Source organism: Flavobacterium sp. WC2409, assembly GCF_041200085.1.
GTDB lineage: Bacteria > Bacteroidota > Bacteroidia > Flavobacteriales > Flavobacteriaceae > Flavobacterium.
Window position 1 is genome coordinate 3636408 of the sequence record NZ_CP165625.1, and the last position, 19682, is coordinate 3656089.

The following is a 19682-nucleotide window of genomic DNA, read 5'->3' on the forward strand; positions in this document are numbered from 1 at the left end:
ATTTATGCGTCTAATTCTCCTGCGATTACATTTAAACTTGATAAAATAACAATCGCATCTGATAGTAATGAACCTTTTATCATATCTGGATAGGCTTGGTAATAAATAAAACAAGGTCTTCTAAAATGCAATCTATAAGGAGTACGACTTCCGTCTGTTACTAAATAAAAACCTAGTTCGCCATTTCCACCTTCAACAGGATGATATATTTCTGCCACTGGAATAGGAACTTCTCCCATTACAATTTTGAAATGATAGATTAATGACTCCATATTAGTGTATACATCTTCTTTTGGAGGAAGATAATAGTCTGGAACATCTGCATGAAAATCATTTCCTTCTGGCATTTTTGCTAATGCTTGACGAATGATACTTAAGCTTTCCCAAACTTCGGCATTACGAACGCAAAAACGATCGTAAGTATCTCCTGATTTTCCAACAGGAATTACAAAGTCAAAATCTTCATAAGAGCTATATGGTTGTGCAACACGTACATCATAATCAACACCTGCAGCACGTAAGTTAGGACCTGTGAAGCCATAAGCCATAGCTTGTTCAGCAGAAATTGCACCTACATTAACTGTTCTATCAATAAAAATCCTGTTTCTTTCGAATAGGTTTTCAAATTCTTTCCAAGCTGCTGGAAACTCTTCTAAAAAAACATCTAATTTTCTAAAAGCTTCTGGTGACCAATCTCTTTCGAAACCACCAATTCTTCCCATATTAGTTGTCAATCGAGCTCCACAAATTTCTTCGTAGATTTCGTATACTTTTTCTCTAAATTGAAATACATAAAGGAAACCAGTATAAGCTCCTGTATCTACTCCTAAAATAGAGTTGCAAATAATATGATCTGTAATTCTGGCTAACTCCATTACAATTACTCTTAAATATTGTGCGCGCTTCGGTACTTCAATATCCAGTAGTTTTTCCAAAGTCATCCACCATCCCATATTGTTAATAGGAGACGAGCAATAATTCATTCGGTCTGTAAGTGGTGTAATTTGGTAAAAAGGACGGTTTTCAGCTATTTTTTCAAAAGCTCTATGAATATAACCAATAGTAGGTTCCGCTTCTAAAATTCGCTCCCCATCCATCAACAAAATGTTTTGAAAAATTCCGTGCGTAGCGGGGTGAGTAGGACCTAAATTTAGAATTGAAAGCTCGCTTCCATCTTCGTTTAGCTTCTCTTTTATTATTTTAGCATATCGATGCTCTGGTGGTAATAATAGTTCTGACATTTATAGAATGTGAAAAATTATATATTCTGTTTTTAGCAATTGTCTATTGTTCTACCGAAAAAACGGTCGTCTTTATCGGTTCTTCCGCCGTCTTCCATTGGGAACTCTTTTCGCATTGGAAAAGAAATCATCTCATCCATATTTAAAATACGTTTCAATTGAGGGTGGCCAATAAAGTTAACTCCATAAAAATCATACGTTTCTCTTTCCATCCAATTGGAGCTTAAGAAAATGTTTGATATTGTTTTTATTTCTGGTTTTTCACCATTAATAAAGGCCTTAATTTTTATGCGTTTGTTTTCGTACCAATTGTGCATATGATATACAATTGCAAACTGTCTGTCTACTTCGTTATCTGGATAATGAATACCACATAAATCAGTTAAAAAGTGAAAACGCAATATAGGGTCATTTTTCAAAAAAAGGATCACTGCCGTTATTTTGTCGGAAGCTACTTCTAATGAAAACACATCTCTTTCTTGATTAAAATTGAAGACCGTAGCACCAAATGTCTCTGTCAATTTATCCTGAATTTCTATTGTTTCTAAAGCCATTTTGTTATTTGATATTATAAGAAGCCAATAATTCTTGGTATTCTGGAGAACTTCTTCTTCTTACAGATTCTGTTCTAACTAATTCTTGTAATTTCATTACTCCATCTACTATTTGCTCTGGTCTTGGCGGACATCCAGGAACATATACATCTACAGGGATTACTTTGTCTATACCTTGTAATACAGAATACGTATCAAAAATTCCTCCTGAAGAAGCACAAGCACCAACAGCAATTACCCAGCGAGGTTCTGCCATTTGCTCGTATACCTGACGTAAAATTGGAGCCATTTTTTTAGAAATAGTTCCCATTACCATTAACATATCTGCTTGACGAGGAGAAAAACTAACGCGTTCAGATCCAAATCGTGCTAAATCATAATGTGATGCCATAGTAGCCATAAATTCAATTCCACAACATGAAGTTGCAAAAGGCAATGGCCAAAGTGAATTGGCGCGAGCCATTCCTACTACATCATTCAGTTTTGTAGCGAAGAATCCTTCTCCTACAACACCTTCTGGCGGGGCAACCATTTTTATATTCGAATCGCTCATTTTTTATTTTTTTGAATTATATATTAGAAATATAGAATTGAAATTCAATATTTAAAATTATTCTTTATTCCCAAACTAACGCTTTCTTTTTGATGATATAGAAAAATCCAACCAATAGTAAAAGCATGAAAATTACCATTTTCACCATTCCTTCCATTCCTAGTTCTTTGAAGTTAATTGCCCATGGATACAGGAAAATTACTTCCACATCAAATAGAACAAATAATATCGCGACTAGAAAGTATTTAACAGAGAAAGGAATACGTGCATTACCAACGGATTCAACGCCACATTCAAAGTTTTTGTCTTTGATTTCTGACTTTCTTTTTGGTCCTAATTTGCCAGAAACGATAATGGTTCCTACTACAAATCCTACAGCAAGTATAAACTGTATTAAAATGGGAATATAATTTAGTTGATCAGATTGCATAATTATTATTTTTAGGTACTAAAATAAGTGACAAAGATAGGTTTCAAGGAATTAAAACACAAGTTAATGAATGAAATTAGTTTATTTGAAAATGTGTTTTTTAATTAATTTTTAATGATTATAAATAGTAGTGTATTTCGGTTTGAGTATAATCAAAAAAAAACGCTTCGAAATAAATCGAAACGTTTTTAAACATTCGTAGGCAAAAAATAATTTTTGCTTAGATAACTGCTACTTTCGCAGCAACTTTTCCTTTTCTTCCTTCTTCTTCTTCATAGCTAACTCTGTCACCTTCGCGTAATTCTTCCGCGTTGATTCCTGAAGCGTGAACAAAAATGTCTTTTCCTGTTTCTTCGTCTGTAATGAATCCGTAACCTTTTGACTCATTGAAAAATTTAACTGTACCTGTACGCATTGTAATAGTAATAATAATTTATAATGAGGCAAATATAATATATAATATAATACGAATACTATCAATGTCATTTTTTTTATTAAAATAATTGATATTCAACGTTTTCCAACAAATAGTACCGACTAAATACCTTAGCTTAATTTGATGTGTAGTTCTTTTAATTGTGTTTCGTCAATAGGAGACGGCGCATCAATCATCACATCTCTACCTGAATTGTTTTTAGGGAAAGCAATGAAGTCACGTATTGTTTCTTGACCTCCTAAGATAGCAACTAATCGATCTAATCCAAAAGCTAATCCTCCGTGTGGCGGGGCTCCAAACTGGAATGCGTCCATTAGGAATCCAAATTGTGCTTTGGCTTCATCCTCAGTAAATCCTAAATATTTAAACATTAATTGTTGTGTTGCTTTATCATGGATACGTATAGAACCTCCTCCAATTTCATTTCCATTCAAAACCATGTCATATGCATTGGCACGAACTTTTCCTGGATTGGTTTCTAATAAGTGCATGTCTTCTGGTTTTGGTGAAGTAAAGGGGTGATGCATAGCATGATAACGTCCTGATTCTTCATCAAATTCCAATAATGGGAAATCAACAACCCATAATGGTGCAAATTCTGCAGGATTTCTTAGACCTAATCGTGTAGCTAGTTCCATACGCAAGGCACTTAGTTGCGCTCTTGTTTTGTCAGCAGGACCAGATAGTACAAAGATCATATCTCCAGCTTGCGCTCCTGTAGTTTTTGCCCAATTGGATAAATCAGCTTGGTCATAAAATTTATCTACAGATGATTTATAAGTCCCATCTTCGTTACATTTCACATAAACCATTCCTGAAGCACCAACTTGTGGACGCTTTACCCATTCGATTAATGCGTCAATTTCTTTTCTGGTGTAGTTTCCAGCTCCTGGAACGGCGATTCCGACAACTAATTCAGCAGCATTGAAAACCGGGAATTCCTTGCTTTTAGCTACTTCGTTTAATTCTCCAAACTCCATTCCAAAACGGATATCTGGTTTGTCATTCCCGTAGGTTTTCATGGCATGTTCATACGTCATACGAGGAAATTTATCTACTTCAATTCCTTTTATTTCTTTTAGTAAATGACGGGTAAGTCCTTCAAAAACATTTAAAATGTCTTCTTGTTCTACAAATGCCATTTCGCAATCGATTTGTGTGAATTCTGGCTGTCTGTCCGCACGTAAATCTTCATCACGGAAACATTTCACGATTTGGAAATATTTGTCCATTCCACCTACCATCAATAATTGTTTGAAGGTTTGTGGGGATTGAGGTAAAGCATAGAATTGTCCTTCATTCATTCGAGAAGGTACAACAAAATCTCTAGCTCCCTCTGGTGTTGATTTAATTAGGTATGGAGTTTCTACTTCACAAAAATCCAAGTCAGAAAGATATTTTCGAACTTCCATGGCTACTTTATGACGAAAAAGCAAACTGTTTTTTACAGGATTTCTTCTTATATCAAGGTATCGGTATTTCATTCGAATGTCTTCACCACCATCTGTTTCATCTTCAATAGTGAAAGGTGGTGTTAAGGCGGCGTTCAAAATGTTTAGTTTAGTAACTAAAATTTCAATTTCTCCTGTAGCAATGTTTTTGTTTTTGGCTTCACGTTCGATAACCGTTCCTTTAACTTGAATTACAAATTCACGTCCAAGAGTTTTTGCTAGTTCAAATACCGTTTTTTCGGTACGACCTTCGTCAAAAATTAATTGTGTAATACCATAACGATCTCTTAAATCAACCCAATTCATAAATCCTTTGTCACGAGATTTTTGAACCCAACCAGCTAAAGTTACTTCAGTATTTATATGTGAGGCATTTAATTCGCCACAATTATGACTTCTATACATTATTACAATTTTATATTATTTCAACAGTAGGCCATTTGACCCAGCTGCAAATTTAGGACTAATTATGAACAATGAATTGAGAAATTAGATTTTTTAGTAATTCTAAGTTAATATATTTTCAATTTCCAATGTTAAGCTTTCGTCCAATGTTACTAAATTGTTATCAAATAGTTTTTTAATTGTAAATACATCGTTATATTTGTGGAGATAACAATTAAAACCTTATACGATGAAAAAATATATAATGATTGCAGCCGTGTTAATTTCAGGTATGATATTCGCACAAAATAAAGAACCAAAATTAGAAGCTGTTGGAAATATGGTGAAAGTTACTTATCACCATGAAAATGGACAAGTACAACAAGAAGGATTTTATAAAAACGGAAAATTGCAAGGACAATGGGTTTCTTTTGATGCCAATGGGAATAAATTAGCAGTTGCTGAATACGATAAAGGACAAAAAGTTGGTAAATGGTTTTACTGGAATGATTCCGTTCTAAGTGAAGTTGATTATTCGGATAATAGAGTTGCTTCTGTTAAAAACTGGAAAAAAGATAATTTAGTTAACGTTGATTAATTAAAAAATATAATTCAATAAAAAGGCTTTCAGTTTATGAAAGCCTTTTTTTATGCCCGAACAATGGAGCAATCGATTTTGAAGTTTAGAAAATAGTATTAGACATAATTTCGACTTAGTAGTTAGTAATTGTAGAACTCAGATGAATGTACAATTATCATTCAATTGCGGTTTTGTATGTGTTTTAAATGTATCAGACTTTTTTGCTTTCTAGGATTTTAGTATAAAAAAACCTGTTCAAATTAATGAACAGGTTTTTAGAATTATAAATTAAATTAAGGTATTACAGTGTATGTTTTGGATTAAATCCATCTTCACTCAATTCTTTATGCTCATAGTCAGCAACCATTTCTGCTTCGTAATCTATTTTTTCTCCTTTACTGAACTTAGCAATTATTTTTTCCATGATTTCATAAATCACAGGAACTACGATTAGCGTAAGAAAAAGAGAACTGATCAGTCCACCAATGATTACCCAAGCTAAACCATTTTTCCATCCTGCACCTGCACCAGAAGCTAATGCAATTGGGAACATTCCGAAAACCATTGCAATGGTCGTCATCAAAATGGGACGAAGTCGTGCATGATTGGCCTGAATTAATGCTGTTCTTATTGTTTCACCAGCAGCTCTTCGCTGGTTGGTATAATCGACAAGCATAATCGCATTTTTACAAACTAATCCAATTAACATAATGATACCAAGAATGGTAAATATATTCAATGTATTGTTAGTCAATGCTAGGGCTAGTAGAGCTCCAATAAACGATAAGGGAATTGCAAACAATACAACAAATGGATGTGCAAAGCTATCATATAAACCAACCATAATAAGATAAACCAGTATAATAGCTGCTAATAAAGCAATACCTAATGTTCCAAAACCTTCACTTTGGTTCTCTTGATCACCACCCCAAATGTAATTTACACCTACAGGTTTTTCTAATTTATCTAGTTTTACTTGCCATTCAGCTACAATAGTACCAGCAGGAACTCCTACATTTTGTCCTTGAACGGTAACAGATGCTGTTTTATCTCTACGTTCTAATTGACTAGGACCAGAACCTTCACTAATAGTTGCAAATTGTGATAGTTTAATTTGTTGACCCGCATTATTGATAAAAATTAGGTTACTAACATCTGTAATACTTTTTCGATCAAAAGCATTGTATTTAATATTGATATCGTATTCATATTCTCCTGCTCTAAATTTACCATCAGTATTACCGCTATATGCAGTTTGCATTGTCATACCAACGGTTTGAAGAGTTAGTCCTAATGCGCTCATTTTATCGCGATCTACTTGAACATTGATTTCAGGATTTCCATCCTCAACAGTCAATTTGATCTCAGTTGTACCAGGAATAGTGCGCAATTCAGCTTCTGCTAATTTAGCAAACTTCATGGCACTTTCTACTGAAGGTCCCGTAACAATTAATCCAAGTGTTGCATTTTCAGCTGTTCCTAAAATACCAACTGGAACGGTTTTTACTTTTGCTCCAACTAATACTTTTTCCAATTTGCGTTTGATTTTCGCGGCATAAACTGATGCTCCATCTGTACGCTCTTTTTGGTCAATCATTTTTACATCAATCTCCGATTTATAAGCAGTGGCCTGTGAAGCACCCATTCCCTCACTTGTTTGTCCAACTGTTGTAATTTGGCTATAAACATATTGTTCTTTTTTCAAAAATGCTTCTGCTTTTTGGGTCATGAAATTAGTTTGTTCTAATGACGCATCTTTAGGCATTTCAATTTGAACTAAAAATTCCCCACTATCTGATGCTGCAAAAAACTCACCACCAATAAATCCTGCAGGAATTAGTGCAATAGAACTAAAAAATATTAATAGAACAATTGCTAATGTAGTTTTGTAATGATCCAAACACCAAGTTAGTAAACCTGAAATCCAGTTGATAAAACGTGTTAAATAGCTTTCGAAACCAAGAATAATTCTTCCAAACAAGTTTTTACCTTCAATATGCTCTAATTTTCCAAAACGAGAAGACAACCAAGGGATAATGGTAAAGGAAGCCAAAAGGGAAAGCAATGTTGAGATAATCACGGTCACACAAAATTGTGTAATGATATTAGAAACCAGACCAGAACTCATTGCAATTGGTAAAAACACCACCACAATTACTAAAGTAATCGAAGTTACTGTTCCACCAATTTCAGCTGTACCGTCATAGGAAGCTCGAATTCTATTTTTACCCATTTCCATGTGACGGTAAATGTTTTCTAACACCACAATTGCATCATCAACTAATATACCAACAACGAGTGATAGTCCTAATAAACTCATTAAGTTTAACGTATATCCTAAAAGGTAAATTCCTATAAAGGTTGCAATTAATGAAGCAGGTATTGAAACCATTACAATTAATGAGTTACGAATACTGTGCAGGAAAAACAACATTACAAAGGCTACCAAGATAACCGCAATTAATAAATCATGAAGTACAGAATCTGCTGCTTCTAAAGTATATATTGTACTGTCTTTAGCTATTTCTAGTTTTACATCATTCGTTTTATAATCTTTTTCTAATTGGTTGATACTCTTAACCAATTCTTCACTTACTGCAACTGCATTGGCATCAGATTGTTTTATTACTTGTAAAATAATTGCACTTTTTTGGTCTACACGAGATATTTTTTCAGCAATTTTCTGTGCATCTTGAACATCAGCGATGTCTTTTAATCTAATTTGAATTCCACCATTTGAAGAAACCACAAGATTTCTTAATTCTTCAACACTTTTATATTTTCCAGCAAGACGAATTAATATTTTTTGTTCCCGTGTTTGTATGTTTCCTGTTGGGAAATCCAGGTTGGAAGTTAAAATAGTTTGCTGTACTTGGGGAATGGAAAGACCATAACCTTGCATTTTAACGGCATCCAAATTCACTTGAATTTCACGTTCTTGACCTCCCACAATATTTACTTGTGCTACACCAGTAACACGAGATAATACAGGAGCTATTTTTTTATCAATCAAATCATAAAAAGCGGCTTCATCCATTTTTCCATTAGCACCAATAGTCATAATTGGTAAATCACTTAATGAGAATTTAGAAAGCGATGGTGCTTTAGCATCATCTGGTAAATCACTTATTATGGCATTTATTTTACGCTGTGCGTCGTTCATCGAAATATCGACATCGGCATTTGAATTCAAAGAGATCGATACAATTGATAAACTTTCGTATGATTTAGAATCAATTTTTTTGATATTTTCTAAAGAAGCAATTGCATCTTCAATTTTTTTAGTTACTGTGTTTTCTACCTCACTTGGAGAAGCTCCAGGATATATTGTTGAAACAGTAATTACGTTTTGTTCGAATTTAGGAATCAATTCGTAGCCCAATTGGCTATAGCTAAAGAGTCCACCTAGGATTAGAATCGTAAATAATACGATTACTAACGAGGGACGTTTTATGGATATTTCTGCTAATTTCATATTTTTTAGTTGTAAGTCGTGAAATGGATTTTAAAATTTAAAATTCATTTTTTAAATTATTTTATGATCTCCACTTTATTGCCGTCTTGTAGATTGATTTGTCCAGTTACAATAACATTTTCACCATCTGACAACCCATTTATGATTTCTACTTTGTCTCCTAAAATTCTTCCAGCAGTAACGGTTTTTAGTTTGGCGATTCCATTTTCAGCTACAAAAACTTGATTGCTACTCACACTTCCTACAAAAGCATTTCTAGGAACGGTCATCATAGATTGTTTTTGTTGTTTTGAAGCAAATTCAGCAGTTCCATACATACCAGCTTTTAAATCATTGTTGGAATTATTTGCTATTTCTATTTCTACTGGAAAACTTAAACTTGAATCTGCTTTTGGTGCGATAAAAGTTATTTTACCAGAAAAGGTAACGTCAGGGTAAACACTAGCTGTAACGTTTACTGCATTTCCTAGCTTTAAACTAGCAACTTGGCTTTCGTTTACGGATACTTTTAGTTTTAATTTAGATACATTTACAATTTCAAACATTTGAGTTGCAGCTCCTAATACTGAACCTGGTTCAATGTATTTTTTGTTTACAATTCCATTTATAGTTGACTTGATGTTTGTGTCTCCAATATTTACTTTGGCTTGCTGTAATCTTGACTTAGAAGTTACTAAACTTAGTTTTGCTTGATCCAATTGTTGTTTGGTAACACCACCAGTTTTATAAGCATTTTCAAAACGATTGTAATCCGTTACTGCATTTTGGTATGCTGCCTCAGCAGTTTGTAAATCAGCATTTATTGATTCGCTTCGTACAATAGCTAATGTTTGACCTATTCTAACGCTTGAACCTTCATCCACAAGTACTCTAACAACTCTTCCTGGTTTTTCGGCAGAGAAGTTTAATTCTTGAAATGGTTCAAAACTACCATTTACAGAAAAATCCAAAGAAATTTCTTCTGTTTTTACAGGGTTTATTTTTACGGTAACACTAGCGTTTTTTTCTGCAACAATAGCAGTTTTTGCTTCGTTCTCTTTTTTATTACTTGTTAAAGTATATGCTATAAGTCCTAAAGCAGCTATAATTACTATTCCGATTAGTATGTTTTTTTTCATTTTTATTAGTTATTTATAAGTGTTTTTAGTTCTCCTTTTGATTTGATTAATTGTATTTCTGCTAGTTTGTAATCTAATATTGCAGCTGTATAGTTATTTTGTGCTTCAGTAAATGCGTTTTCTGCGTCCAGTAGATCTGTTAAAGAAGCTAAACCTTGAACATAATTATTTTTAGTATTACTTAAAACTTCTTTTGCCAATTGCGCATTTGCTTTTTGATTTTGAATAGTTATTATACTGTTGTCTATTTGTGTTTTGGCATTAGCATAATCCAGATCAAGAGACAATTTTGTATCCTTTAAATCTTCTTGTAAAGATCGAAGTTCCACATCTGCTTTTCTTATTTTTGATCGGGTTTCAAAACCTGAAAAAATTGGTACTTTTAAATTCAATCCCACGGAAGAGAAATCAGACCAATATACACCGTCAGTAGGTTTTCCTCCCCAAGGCATTTTTGGTCCTTGTCCGATGTAGTTATATCCCGCTGTAAGAGATAGTGTTGGGTAGAGACCTGCTATTACTGACTTTTTTTGAAATTCTAGTAATTGCTCTTGCTTTTTCATTAACAAAAACTCAGTTCGAGTCTCTGTGTTTGGAGTTTCAGTAAATGATTGGGGACTTACTTCAAATGCAGCTTGGGGAATTTCAATTTTAGTCTCAATTGGCATTCCCATATAAAATTTTAAGGCATTTTCTTGAATTTGTACGGCATTCAAAACTTGTTGACGTTGTGTATTTATGTTTGAAATTTTCACCAATATCCTGTCTAAATCAATTTTCTTAGCGAGTCCGTTATCAAATTGTCCTTTAATAATATTCTTTACTTTAGTTGTATTTATAAAAGTGCTGTCAAGTACATTTAAATTTTGTCTTTGTACATATACTTGATAATAGTTATTAGCTACGCGTTCAATAACTTGTTCTTCTGTTAATTGTTCATTAATTTGGTAGAATTCTCGAGTTGATTTGGCAGCTTTTAATCCAGTAAATACGGACTGATCAAATAAATTTTGTGTCAAGGAAAGTCCGGCTGTTGAGCTCCATTTTTGTCCAAAATTTGCTTTTATTGTTTGTCCAGGTGTACCTCCAAAAGATCCTGCATCTAAAAATGTAGTTTGAAGAATTGGATTGTAAGTAAGCCCTCCATTAGCGGATATTTGTGGTAAAGCTCTAGCGCGTACTTCTTGAATTTGGTATTCGCTATTTTCAACTTTTAATTTCGCTTTTTTTGCATCTGCTTTGTTTTCTAATGCATAAGTTATTGCATCTTTTAGCGTTAGCGATTTAATTTCTTGCGATTTTGCTGTAATGGCAAAAGTTAAGAATGTTAATATGATTATTTTTCTCATTATATTTCTGGGTTAAGTAAGTGTTTTTCTAGTTCAATAAGTCCTTCTTGAGTAGCCATGGCTCTGGTGTGGTATTCTAATATTTCAAGCTCTATTTTTTGACCTTCTTTTTCTGAGCTAATGCTTCCTTTGATACTAAAAATGAGGTTGTAATAAAATTTTGTATAGTTTTCAGTATCAATATTTTTTCGATATAAACCTTGTTTAATTCCGTCCTCTATGTTTTTTCTAAAAACGGCATTGCACTCATTTATTTCTCTATCTATTACTTTTTCATATATTTCTGGATAATGTTTTTTCAATTGATAGACAGGCGAGGTGTCGGATGACTTAAACATTTCTTTAAACATTTTTCTAATTTCAAAATTTTCTTCAATTGCGTTGTAATTATTCGAAATTATTTGATCGATAATCTGATGTACTTCTTTATGAATGGCATTTGTGCTTTCTTCAATCAGCAACTCTTTATTACAAAAATACTTGTAGATTGTTTTTTTTGAAATACACATTTCTCCAGCAATATCATCCATTGTGATGCTCTTAAAACCTAGTTTTAAAAACATTTCACTTGCTTTTTTTATTATTTTCTCTTTCATGTTCATTTACTTTTTACACTGAAAACTCTAAATTGGCAATCAGCTTTATATCTTGCCCCATCGCTATACCTCCATTGTGATTGTAAGAGTTCGAGCTTAATTTAAAATCTTTTCGTTGTATTTGACCAACCACTTCAAAAACAGCTTTTTCGATACCGTTATAAGTTTTTATACCTATAAATTCAGCATCTAGTTCAACTATTTTTGTTATATTATTGATTGTTAATTCTCCTTTTAGAAAATTAATATTGTTGTTTATTTTTTGAAAAGATGTAGATCTAAAATGGATGTATGGGAACTCATTGATATCTAGAAAATCATTTAGTTGTAAATGAGTGTCCATTTGCTCCAGTTTTGTATCCTTGTTGTTTACATCTAAACAAAATTCAATAGATGCATCTTCAATTGCATTTTCATGAATGTCGATGTGTCCTTTGAACTTATTAATAGATCCGGCTATATATGCAATTATTGAATGTCTTGCTTTTATTAAAACGTCAGATTGATTTGAATCAATAGTCCATTTTGTTGCTGATAGTGGTAGAGTAGTATTCATAACTTTAAATCCTAGTGTTGATTTCGAGGGCAAATGTAATATGGAAACTTTGAATACCGAAATAGTTTCCATTGTTTTTTCATTTTTTTAACGTTTCATTAACAAAAGGAGTTTGCATTCAATTGTGAATGCAGTAAATTAGCCAAAAATTACTTTTTATGCATGCCATTTTTCAGTACCAAGATTTTTTTATAAATTTCCTACAAAAACAGTCAATAACTAAAGAGCCAAAGAATCTTTACGATCCTATTACCTATATTTTAGGCCTAGGAGGAAAAAGAATGCGACCGGTATTAACGCTAATGGCAACAGAAGTTTTTAATGCCGATTATGAAAAAGCCCTTCCTGCAGCGATGGCTGTTGAAGTTTTTCATAATTTCTCCTTAGTTCATGATGATATTATGGATGATGCTCCTTTACGACGTGGTAAAGTAACAGTACATGAAAAATGGGATATTAATACTGGTATTTTATCCGGTGATGCAATGCTTATTTTGGCCTATCAATATTTTGAGCAATATGAACCAACCGTTTTTAGAGACTTAGCAAAGTTGTTTAGTAAAACGGCTCTTGAAGTTTGTGAAGGGCAACAATGGGATGTGGATTTTGAAACACGTACTGATGTTACTATTCCGGAATACCTCAAAATGATTGAGTATAAAACGGCTGTTCTTGTTGCTGCTGCAATGAAAATGGGCGCTATAGTTGCTCAAACCTCAGATGAAAATGCAAACTTGATATATGAATTTGGATTAAATTTGGGACTGGCTTTTCAGTTGCAAGATGATTATCTAGATGCTTTTGGAGATCCGGAGACTTTTGGAAAACAAGTGGGTGGAGATATTATCGAAAATAAAAAAACGTATTTGTACTTGAAAGCAATTTCTTTTTCTTCTAAAGAGGATCGCGATAAATTGATGGCTTTGTTTTCAACTCAACCAGATGAGTATGTAGAAAAAGTCAATCATGCAAAAGATATTTTTAATAAATCTGGTGCATCAAAAGCAACTCAAGATGCTATTCAAGAATATACTTTTAAGGCTTTTGATACATTAGAAAAAATGAATATCACTGCCGATAAAAAAGCAATCTTAAAGAGCTTTGGTGAAAACTTAATGGATAGGAAGGTCTAGTGCGTAACTAGTACTGTTGAAAGAATTCAATGAATCGCAAATACAAATCACTTTAGATGTTTATAGCTCCACAAAATACCGATTTATTGTTATCTGAGGCCGAAGGGGAATCATTGTATCTTAAGTTAATTGAACAAATTAATAAGGATTTTAATTTGGCAAATGAAGGAATTGATTTCCCAATGAGTATCTCACCTAATGAATTGAAAATTCAAATGCATGAAAAAATCTATAGATTGATTCAGTATAAATTTGCCGAATATCTGAATCTTCTTTATATTATTGATGTGTCTGAAGAAGAGATAAAAAGATTAGATGGTTCAGATCTAGTTGCGCTTGCGGAACAGGTTTCTTTTTTAGTTTTAAAAAGAGAATGGCAAAAAGTGTGGTTTAGGAATAAGTTTAGTTAATCTCTTTTAGAAATACACCCTCACAAAAGGCATGAAAGCATCACTATAGACGCTTTTGTTGTCTTGTAATACATTATAACGTGCACCAATAGTTACGTTTCCTGATCGATAACCGGCTCCTAAAAACAAACCAGTATTCCAATAATCTTGAGAATTACTATTAGAACCGTCTAAATTTACATTGACACGTAATTCTTCTAATTCTACTGAGAGTTGAATTTGATTGATAGGATTGAATAAGGCTATAATACTGCCACCGTACAAATGGGAAGCGTAATAATCTCGCTGTTTTACATAGGTATATTGTGCGCCCAATCCCAAAGCTACATATTCATTAAAATTGTAAATCGCACTAGGTGCTATAGAAATATCAGTATAACCAGATCCAAAACCTAAACCAAGGCCACCACCAAATTGTACATGATTCCAAAAATCACTTCTTGATTTACTAGTAGAAGGTTGTTGTTGAGCAATTAAATTATTGCAAACAAATAAGATAATGGTAAGTGAAATTGATTTTGAAACCCTCATAAAGGCACTTTTTTTCATAAGTATCTAGTTTTTTAACATTTTAATAGATAAAATGTATTTAAAAGTAAATGTAAATTTAGTTGATTATTGTACTTTTGCCAAACTATTTTAACAAAAAGTATATTCAATAAATATTATGGATAGGTTTTCATTTTTAAACGCAGCACATACAGAATTTTTTGCACAATTATACGATCAGTACTTAGAGAATCCAGATAGCGTTGAGCCAAGTTGGAGAAGTTTTTTTCAAGGTTTTGACTTTGGAATGGAAACTTATAACGGTGAAAATCCAGTTCAGCATATAATCAGTGAAACTTCAGGCAACGTTGACTATTCTCAAATTTCTGAAAAACTTCAAAAAGAGTTTAATGTTTTGAAATTAGTTGAAGGATATCGTTCTCGTGGACATTTGTTCACCAAAACTAATCCAGTAAGAGACAGAAGAACATTTGAGCCAACACTTGAGATTACTAATTTTGGTCTTTCAACTGCAGATTTAAATACTGTTTTTGATGCGGCAAAAGTAATAGGTATAGCTCCTTGCACATTAACAGATATAATAAAACATTTAGATAACATTTACTGTCAACACATTGGTGTGGAGTATATGTATATTAGAAAACCAGAGATTATTCAATGGATTCAAGATAAACTAACTGTAAACGACAATCAGCCTAATTTCTCTGCAGACGAAAAGAAATCAATTTTAAATAAATTGAATCAGGCCGTTTCTTTTGAAAATTTCTTACATACTAAATATGTAGGACAAAAACGATTTTCACTAGAAGGGGGTGAGTCTATTATTCCTGCACTTGACGCTTTAATCGAAAGAGCAGCCGAAAAAGGAGTGGAGCAGTTTGTAATGGGAATGGCACACCGTGGCCGTTTGAATGTTTTAGCAAATATATTTGGGAAGTCTACTCAAGATATCTTCGGAGAATTTGACGGGAAAGATTACGATCAAGAATATTTTGATGGGGATGTTAAGTACCACTTAGGACTCACTGCTGATAAGATCACGAGCACAGGTAAAAAAATCAATATTAATTTGGCTCCAAATCCTTCTCACCTTGAAACAGTAGGTGCGGTAATTGAAGGAATTACAAGAGCAAAACAAGATAAATATTTTCCAAATGATTTTTCTAAAGTATTACCAATCGCCGTTCACGGTGATGCTGCGATTGCAGGACAAGGGATACTTTACGAAATTGTGCAAATGGCACAGTTAGATGGATACAAAACAGGTGGAACCATACATATTGTAATTAACAATCAAGTTGGGTTTACTACAAATTATTTAGATGCTCGTTCGTCAACTTATTGTACGGATGTGGCCAAAGTAACATTGTCACCAGTATTACACGTAAATGCAGATGATCCTGAAGCGGTAGTTCATGCTATTGATTTTGCTTTGGATTTCAGAATGCAATTTGGTCGTGATGTATTTATTGATTTATTAGGATATAGAAAATACGGTCATAATGAAGGTGATGAACCTCGTTTTACACAACCCGTATTGTATAAAATTATAGCGAAGCATAAAAACCCAAGGGATCTTTACGCAGAGAAATTATTAGCAGATGGTGTTATTGATTCTAATTTTGTAAAAGGACTAGAAGTTGAGTACAAATCTAGAATGGAAGAGAATTTGGAAGCATCTCGTAAAAAAGATTTGACCATTATAACTCCATTTATGAGAAATGAATGGTTAGGTTTTGAGCAAGTTACCGATAAACAAATGTTGCAAAATGTTGAAACTTCTTATTCAAAAGAAGGTTTGACTCAAGTAGCCAATGCGGTTTGTAATTTACCTTCTGATAAAAAATTCATCAGCAAAATCCAAAAACTAATCAACGACAGAAAAACGATGTTTTTCGAAACGAATAAATTAGATTGGGGAATGGCGGAACATTTAGCTTATGGCTCGTTATTGCAAGAAGGATATGATGTACGTATTTCTGGGCAAGACGTAGAAAGAGGAACTTTTTCTCACCGTCATGCCGTAGTAAAAGTGGAAGATTCTGAAGAAGAGGTAACATTAATCAATAGCTTAGAAGGTAAAAAAGGAAATTTTAATATCTTTAATTCTCTTTTATCTGAATACGGAGTGCTGGGATTTGATTATGGTTATGCTTTAGCAAATCCTAATACGTTGACTATTTGGGAAGCTCAATTTGGAGATTTCAGCAATGGAGCTCAAATCATGATTGACCAATACATCTCTTGTGGAGAAGATAAATGGAATAATCAAAACGGTATCGTGTTGTTATTGCCACATGGATATGAAGGGCAAGGAGCTGAGCATTCATCAGGAAGAATGGAGCGTTACTTACAGCTTTGTGCAAGACAAAATATGTTTGTGGCCGACTGTACCACTCCAGCGAATTTCTTTCACTTGCTAAGAAGACAAATGAAAACAAAATTCCGTAAACCATTAATTGTGTTTACACCTAAGAGTTTATTGCGTGACCCAAGATGTGTATCTACCATCGAAGAGTTAGAAAACGGAAGTTTCCAAGAAACAATAGATGATGAAACAGTAAATAAAGCAGATGTGAAAACATTGGTTTTCTGTACGGGTAAATTCTATTATGACATTACTGCCGAAAGAGAAAATAATGGTCGTAAAGATGTGGCAGTGGTAAGAATCGAACAATTATTTCCGCTTCCAGTAGAACAATTAAAAGCGATTATTGCACTATATCCTAATGCCGATGATTATGTTTGGGCACAAGAAGAACCAAAAAACATGGGAGCTTACAGCTTTATGTTGATGAACTTCAACTTGGTAAAATGGAGATTAGCTTCGTTAAAAGCATATTCAGCATCAGCATCAGGAAGTTACACAAGAGCAAAACGTCGTCAGGCCGATGCTATAAAAATGGTTTTTGATAAAAATTTATTCAATTAGAAGCTATTTCCTGCTGTACGCTGTATCTTTCTTGTCCAGAACTTGTTTCTGGATCCTGAACTAAATTCAGGACAAGAAAGGATGCCGCTACCATCAGGGCTAAAAAATAAAACAAACAATAAACAGTAGTTGTTTCAATAACAACTCAAACAATAAAATTCATAATTTAAAAATTATACAAGATGATTTTAGAAATGAAAGTCCCATCACCAGGGGAATCTATAAAAGAAGTTGAAATTGCAACTTGGTTAGTAAAAGACGGAGATTATGTAGAGAAAGACCAAGCAATCGCTGAGGTTGATTCGGACAAAGCAACTCTTGAATTACCTGCGGAAGCTAGTGGAATTATCACATTAAAAGCAGAAGAAGGTGATGCAGTAGCAGTAGGGGCAGTAGTTTGTTTAATTGATACTGCGGCAGCAAAACCATCTGGTTCAGCTCCTGCACCAGCAGCAGCTCCAGTTGCCGAAGCGCCAAAAGCAGCTCCAGCTCCAGTAGCAGCAGCTCCAGCAGCGACATATGCTTCAGGAACGCCTTCTCCAGCAGCAAGAAAAATATTAGACGAAAAAAATATAGCTCCAACAACTGTAACAGGAACTGGTAAAGACGGAAGAATAACTAAAGATGATGCTGTAAATGCAGTACCATCAATGGGAACTCCCACAGGAGGAAGCCGTGGAAGTGAGCGCACTAAATTATCAATGTTGCGTCGTAAAGTAGCGGAGCGTTTAGTTGCTGCCAAAAATGAAACGGCTATGTTAACTACTTTCAACGAAGTAAACATGACGCCAATCAACTTGATCCGTAATCAATATAAAGATGAGTTCAAGGCAAAACACGCTGGTGTAGGTCTTGGGTATATGTCTTTCTTCACAAAAGCAGTAACAAGAGCATTAAAATTATATCCAGATGTGAATTCTATGATGGATGGTGATTATAAAATTGCTTATGATTTCTGTGATATTTCTATCGCAGTATCTGGACCAAAAGGATTAATGGTTCCTGTTGTTCGTAATGCTGAGAATTTAACGTTCCGTGGTGTTGAAGCGGATATCAAAAGATTAGCAATTAGAGCACGCGATGGACAAATTACTGTTGATGATATGACTGGTGGAACATTTACTATTACTAATGGTGGTGTATTTGGGTCTATGTTGTCTACACCTATTATCAATCCTCCTCAATCTGGAATTCTTGGAATGCACAACATTATCGAGCGTCCTATTGCAGTAAATGGGAAAGTAGAAATTCACCCAATGATGTATGTAGCACTTTCATATGACCACAGAATTATTGATGGTCGTGAGTCTGTTGGTTTCTTAGTAGCTGTAAAAGAAGCTTTAGAAAACCCAATGGAATTATTGTTAGACAACAATCCTAAAAGAGCTTTTGAACTATAATTTACTAGTTTGAAATTTTAAAAAAAACTGCCTCAATAATTGAGGCAGTTTTTTTTTAATTATAGTAAATACAAAAAATGGTTGTAATAATCTACAATTGCTTTTCCTTTCATCAATACATCGGCGCCAATGATACCATGTACTGGTTTTGATTTATGCTGAATTAATGCTTCATTGACATGAGACAAATCAAAAATCACCAAATTGAATTCAACATCTTTCCAGAAGCCCAATTGTAGCGTATTATTCGAAGCCATCTGTGTTTGCATTCCTGTAGCTCCTGCTCCTGAAGCCAATGTTTTTGAGTCCTCAGCTTCGACTTGAAATAAGGTTACACTTTCAAAACCAATACAACTATTGGAAGCTCCTGTGTCCAAAATAAAATTCCCTTTCACACCGTTAATCTTTGCCTTTAATAAAAGATGTTGTGTTTTAGTAATTTTAAATTTAATTTTTTTATATTTTTCCTTTTTTAAGACTTCGTGGAGGTTTTTCATAGTTTGAAACTGATATTCAAAAGTAATCTAAATTACCAAGAATCTAAAAAAACAACAATTCAAAATAGTAACTTTGC

Annotated in this window: 18 protein-coding genes; 5 read left to right on the forward strand and 13 right to left on the reverse strand. The window is 33.6% G+C overall.

Annotated features, from left to right (window positions below; translation table 11 throughout):
- Window positions 1-2: 2 nt before the first annotated feature.
- From AB3G34_RS15555 to aspS, 6 genes are all read right to left on the reverse strand, one after another.
- Complete coding sequence (locus AB3G34_RS15555; RefSeq protein ID WP_367756607.1) at window positions 3-1241, reverse strand: NADH-quinone oxidoreductase subunit D; 1239 nt, start codon at window positions 1239-1241, stop codon at window positions 3-5.
- Between the two features lie 32 nt (window positions 1242-1273).
- Complete coding sequence (locus AB3G34_RS15560) at window positions 1274-1795, reverse strand: NADH-quinone oxidoreductase subunit C (protein ID WP_367773069.1); 522 nt, start codon at window positions 1793-1795, stop codon at window positions 1274-1276.
- 4 nt (window positions 1796-1799) lie between these two features.
- Window positions 1800-2348, reverse strand: a complete 549-nt coding sequence (locus AB3G34_RS15565; RefSeq protein WP_367756611.1) for an NADH-quinone oxidoreductase subunit B — start codon at window positions 2346-2348, stop codon at window positions 1800-1802.
- Window positions 2349-2412: 64 nt separating this feature from the next.
- The gene (locus tag AB3G34_RS15570) at window positions 2413-2778 is read right to left on the reverse strand and encodes an NADH-quinone oxidoreductase subunit A (protein ID WP_367773071.1); all 366 of its coding nucleotides are present in this window, start codon (window positions 2776-2778) and stop codon (window positions 2413-2415) included.
- A 220-nt stretch (window positions 2779-2998) separates the two neighbouring features.
- Window positions 2999-3193, reverse strand: coding sequence for a cold-shock protein (locus AB3G34_RS15575; RefSeq protein WP_007137066.1), 195 nt, complete (start codon window positions 3191-3193; stop codon window positions 2999-3001).
- Window positions 3194-3324: 131 nt separating this feature from the next.
- Complete coding sequence (gene aspS, locus AB3G34_RS15580; RefSeq protein ID WP_369752963.1) at window positions 3325-5070, reverse strand: aspartate--tRNA ligase; 1746 nt, start codon at window positions 5068-5070, stop codon at window positions 3325-3327.
- A 229-nt stretch (window positions 5071-5299) separates the two neighbouring features.
- Here aspS and AB3G34_RS15585 point away from each other — a divergent pair, with 229 nt between their 5' ends.
- Window positions 5300-5647 (forward strand): toxin-antitoxin system YwqK family antitoxin, encoded by a 348-nt coding sequence (locus tag AB3G34_RS15585; protein ID WP_367756620.1) that lies wholly within the window; start codon window positions 5300-5302, stop codon window positions 5645-5647.
- A 283-nt stretch (window positions 5648-5930) separates the two neighbouring features.
- Here AB3G34_RS15585 and AB3G34_RS15590 read toward each other — a convergent pair whose 3' ends face one another.
- Genes AB3G34_RS15590 through AB3G34_RS15610 form a run of 5 tightly spaced genes read right to left on the reverse strand, consistent with a single transcriptional unit; the run spans window position 5931 to window position 12723 of the window.
- Entirely contained in the window at window positions 5931-9104 is a 3174-nt protein-coding gene (locus AB3G34_RS15590) for an efflux RND transporter permease subunit (protein ID WP_367773075.1), read from the reverse strand.
- Between the two features lie 56 nt (window positions 9105-9160).
- Window positions 9161-10222 carry an efflux RND transporter periplasmic adaptor subunit gene (locus AB3G34_RS15595; protein ID WP_367756624.1) on the reverse strand — a complete coding sequence of 354 codons (1062 nt, stop codon included), beginning with the start codon at window positions 10220-10222 and terminating at the stop codon, window positions 9161-9163.
- 5 nt (window positions 10223-10227) lie between these two features.
- On the reverse strand, window positions 10228-11571 hold the full coding sequence (locus AB3G34_RS15600) for a TolC family protein (protein ID WP_369752964.1): 1344 nt from the start codon (window positions 11569-11571) through the stop codon (window positions 10228-10230).
- The gene (locus AB3G34_RS15605; protein WP_367773077.1) at window positions 11571-12167 is read right to left on the reverse strand and encodes a TetR/AcrR family transcriptional regulator; all 597 of its coding nucleotides are present in this window, start codon (window positions 12165-12167) and stop codon (window positions 11571-11573) included. The genes AB3G34_RS15600 and AB3G34_RS15605 overlap by 1 nt, the downstream gene beginning before the upstream one ends.
- A gap of 13 nt (window positions 12168-12180) precedes the next feature.
- Window positions 12181-12723, reverse strand: coding sequence for a YceI family protein (locus tag AB3G34_RS15610; RefSeq protein WP_367756630.1), 543 nt, complete (start codon window positions 12721-12723; stop codon window positions 12181-12183).
- 158 nt (window positions 12724-12881) lie between these two features.
- On the opposite strand from AB3G34_RS15610, the gene AB3G34_RS15615 reads away from it, so the two are divergent.
- Window positions 12882-13856 (forward strand): polyprenyl synthetase family protein, encoded by a 975-nt coding sequence (locus tag AB3G34_RS15615; protein WP_367773078.1) that lies wholly within the window; start codon window positions 12882-12884, stop codon window positions 13854-13856.
- A 56-nt stretch (window positions 13857-13912) separates the two neighbouring features.
- Window positions 13913-14266, forward strand: coding sequence for a hypothetical protein (locus AB3G34_RS15620; RefSeq protein ID WP_367756634.1), 354 nt, complete (start codon window positions 13913-13915; stop codon window positions 14264-14266).
- 6 nt (window positions 14267-14272) lie between these two features.
- Here the strand turns inward: AB3G34_RS15620 and AB3G34_RS15625 are convergent, their stop codons facing one another.
- On the reverse strand, window positions 14273-14815 hold the full coding sequence (locus AB3G34_RS15625; protein ID WP_369752965.1) for a hypothetical protein: 543 nt from the start codon (window positions 14813-14815) through the stop codon (window positions 14273-14275).
- A 118-nt stretch (window positions 14816-14933) separates the two neighbouring features.
- Between AB3G34_RS15625 and AB3G34_RS15630 the strand changes: the two genes are divergently transcribed.
- Window positions 14934-17708 carry a 2-oxoglutarate dehydrogenase E1 component gene (locus tag AB3G34_RS15630; protein WP_367773082.1) on the forward strand — a complete coding sequence of 925 codons (2775 nt, stop codon included), beginning with the start codon at window positions 14934-14936 and terminating at the stop codon, window positions 17706-17708.
- A gap of 182 nt (window positions 17709-17890) precedes the next feature.
- Window positions 17891-19108 (forward strand): 2-oxoglutarate dehydrogenase complex dihydrolipoyllysine-residue succinyltransferase, encoded by a 1218-nt coding sequence (odhB, locus tag AB3G34_RS15635; RefSeq protein ID WP_367773084.1) that lies wholly within the window; start codon window positions 17891-17893, stop codon window positions 19106-19108.
- Between the two features lie 59 nt (window positions 19109-19167).
- Here odhB and AB3G34_RS15640 read toward each other — a convergent pair whose 3' ends face one another.
- Window positions 19168-19605 carry a retropepsin-like aspartic protease gene (locus AB3G34_RS15640; protein ID WP_369752966.1) on the reverse strand — a complete coding sequence of 146 codons (438 nt, stop codon included), beginning with the start codon at window positions 19603-19605 and terminating at the stop codon, window positions 19168-19170.
- Window positions 19606-19682 lie beyond the last annotated feature (77 nt).

Bases quoted from the DNA above. Each gene is read 5' to 3' on its own strand.
- AB3G34_RS15555 (WP_367756607.1), bottom strand. From the start codon at position 1,241: ATGTCAGAACTATTATTACCACCAGAGCATCGATATGCTAAAATAATA.
- AB3G34_RS15560 (WP_367773069.1), bottom strand. From the start codon at position 1,795: ATGGCTTTAGAAACAATAGAAATTCAGGATAAATTGACAGAGACATTT.
- AB3G34_RS15565 (WP_367756611.1), bottom strand. From the start codon at position 2,348: ATGAGCGATTCGAATATAAAAATGGTTGCCCCGCCAGAAGGTGTTGTA.
- AB3G34_RS15570 (WP_367773071.1), bottom strand. From the start codon at position 2,778: ATGCAATCTGATCAACTAAATTATATTCCCATTTTAATACAGTTTATA.
- AB3G34_RS15575 (WP_007137066.1), bottom strand. From the start codon at position 3,193: ATGCGTACAGGTACAGTTAAATTTTTCAATGAGTCAAAAGGTTACGGA.
- aspS (WP_369752963.1), bottom strand. From the start codon at position 5,070: ATGTATAGAAGTCATAATTGTGGCGAATTAAATGCCTCACATATAAAT.
- AB3G34_RS15585 (WP_367756620.1), top strand. From the start codon at position 5,300: ATGAAAAAATATATAATGATTGCAGCCGTGTTAATTTCAGGTATGATA.
- AB3G34_RS15590 (WP_367773075.1), bottom strand. From the start codon at position 9,104: ATGAAATTAGCAGAAATATCCATAAAACGTCCCTCGTTAGTAATCGTA.
- AB3G34_RS15595 (WP_367756624.1), bottom strand. From the start codon at position 10,222: ATGAAAAAAAACATACTAATCGGAATAGTAATTATAGCTGCTTTAGGA.
- AB3G34_RS15600 (WP_369752964.1), bottom strand. From the start codon at position 11,571: ATGAGAAAAATAATCATATTAACATTCTTAACTTTTGCCATTACAGCA.
- AB3G34_RS15605 (WP_367773077.1), bottom strand. From the start codon at position 12,167: ATGAAAGAGAAAATAATAAAAAAAGCAAGTGAAATGTTTTTAAAACTA.
- AB3G34_RS15610 (WP_367756630.1), bottom strand. From the start codon at position 12,723: ATGAATACTACTCTACCACTATCAGCAACAAAATGGACTATTGATTCA.
- AB3G34_RS15615 (WP_367773078.1), top strand. From the start codon at position 12,882: ATGCATGCCATTTTTCAGTACCAAGATTTTTTTATAAATTTCCTACAA.
- AB3G34_RS15620 (WP_367756634.1), top strand. From the start codon at position 13,913: ATGTTTATAGCTCCACAAAATACCGATTTATTGTTATCTGAGGCCGAA.
- AB3G34_RS15625 (WP_369752965.1), bottom strand. From the start codon at position 14,815: ATGAAAAAAAGTGCCTTTATGAGGGTTTCAAAATCAATTTCACTTACC.
- AB3G34_RS15630 (WP_367773082.1), top strand. From the start codon at position 14,934: ATGGATAGGTTTTCATTTTTAAACGCAGCACATACAGAATTTTTTGCA.
- odhB (WP_367773084.1), top strand. From the start codon at position 17,891: ATGATTTTAGAAATGAAAGTCCCATCACCAGGGGAATCTATAAAAGAA.
- AB3G34_RS15640 (WP_369752966.1), bottom strand. From the start codon at position 19,605: ATGAAAAACCTCCACGAAGTCTTAAAAAAGGAAAAATATAAAAAAATT.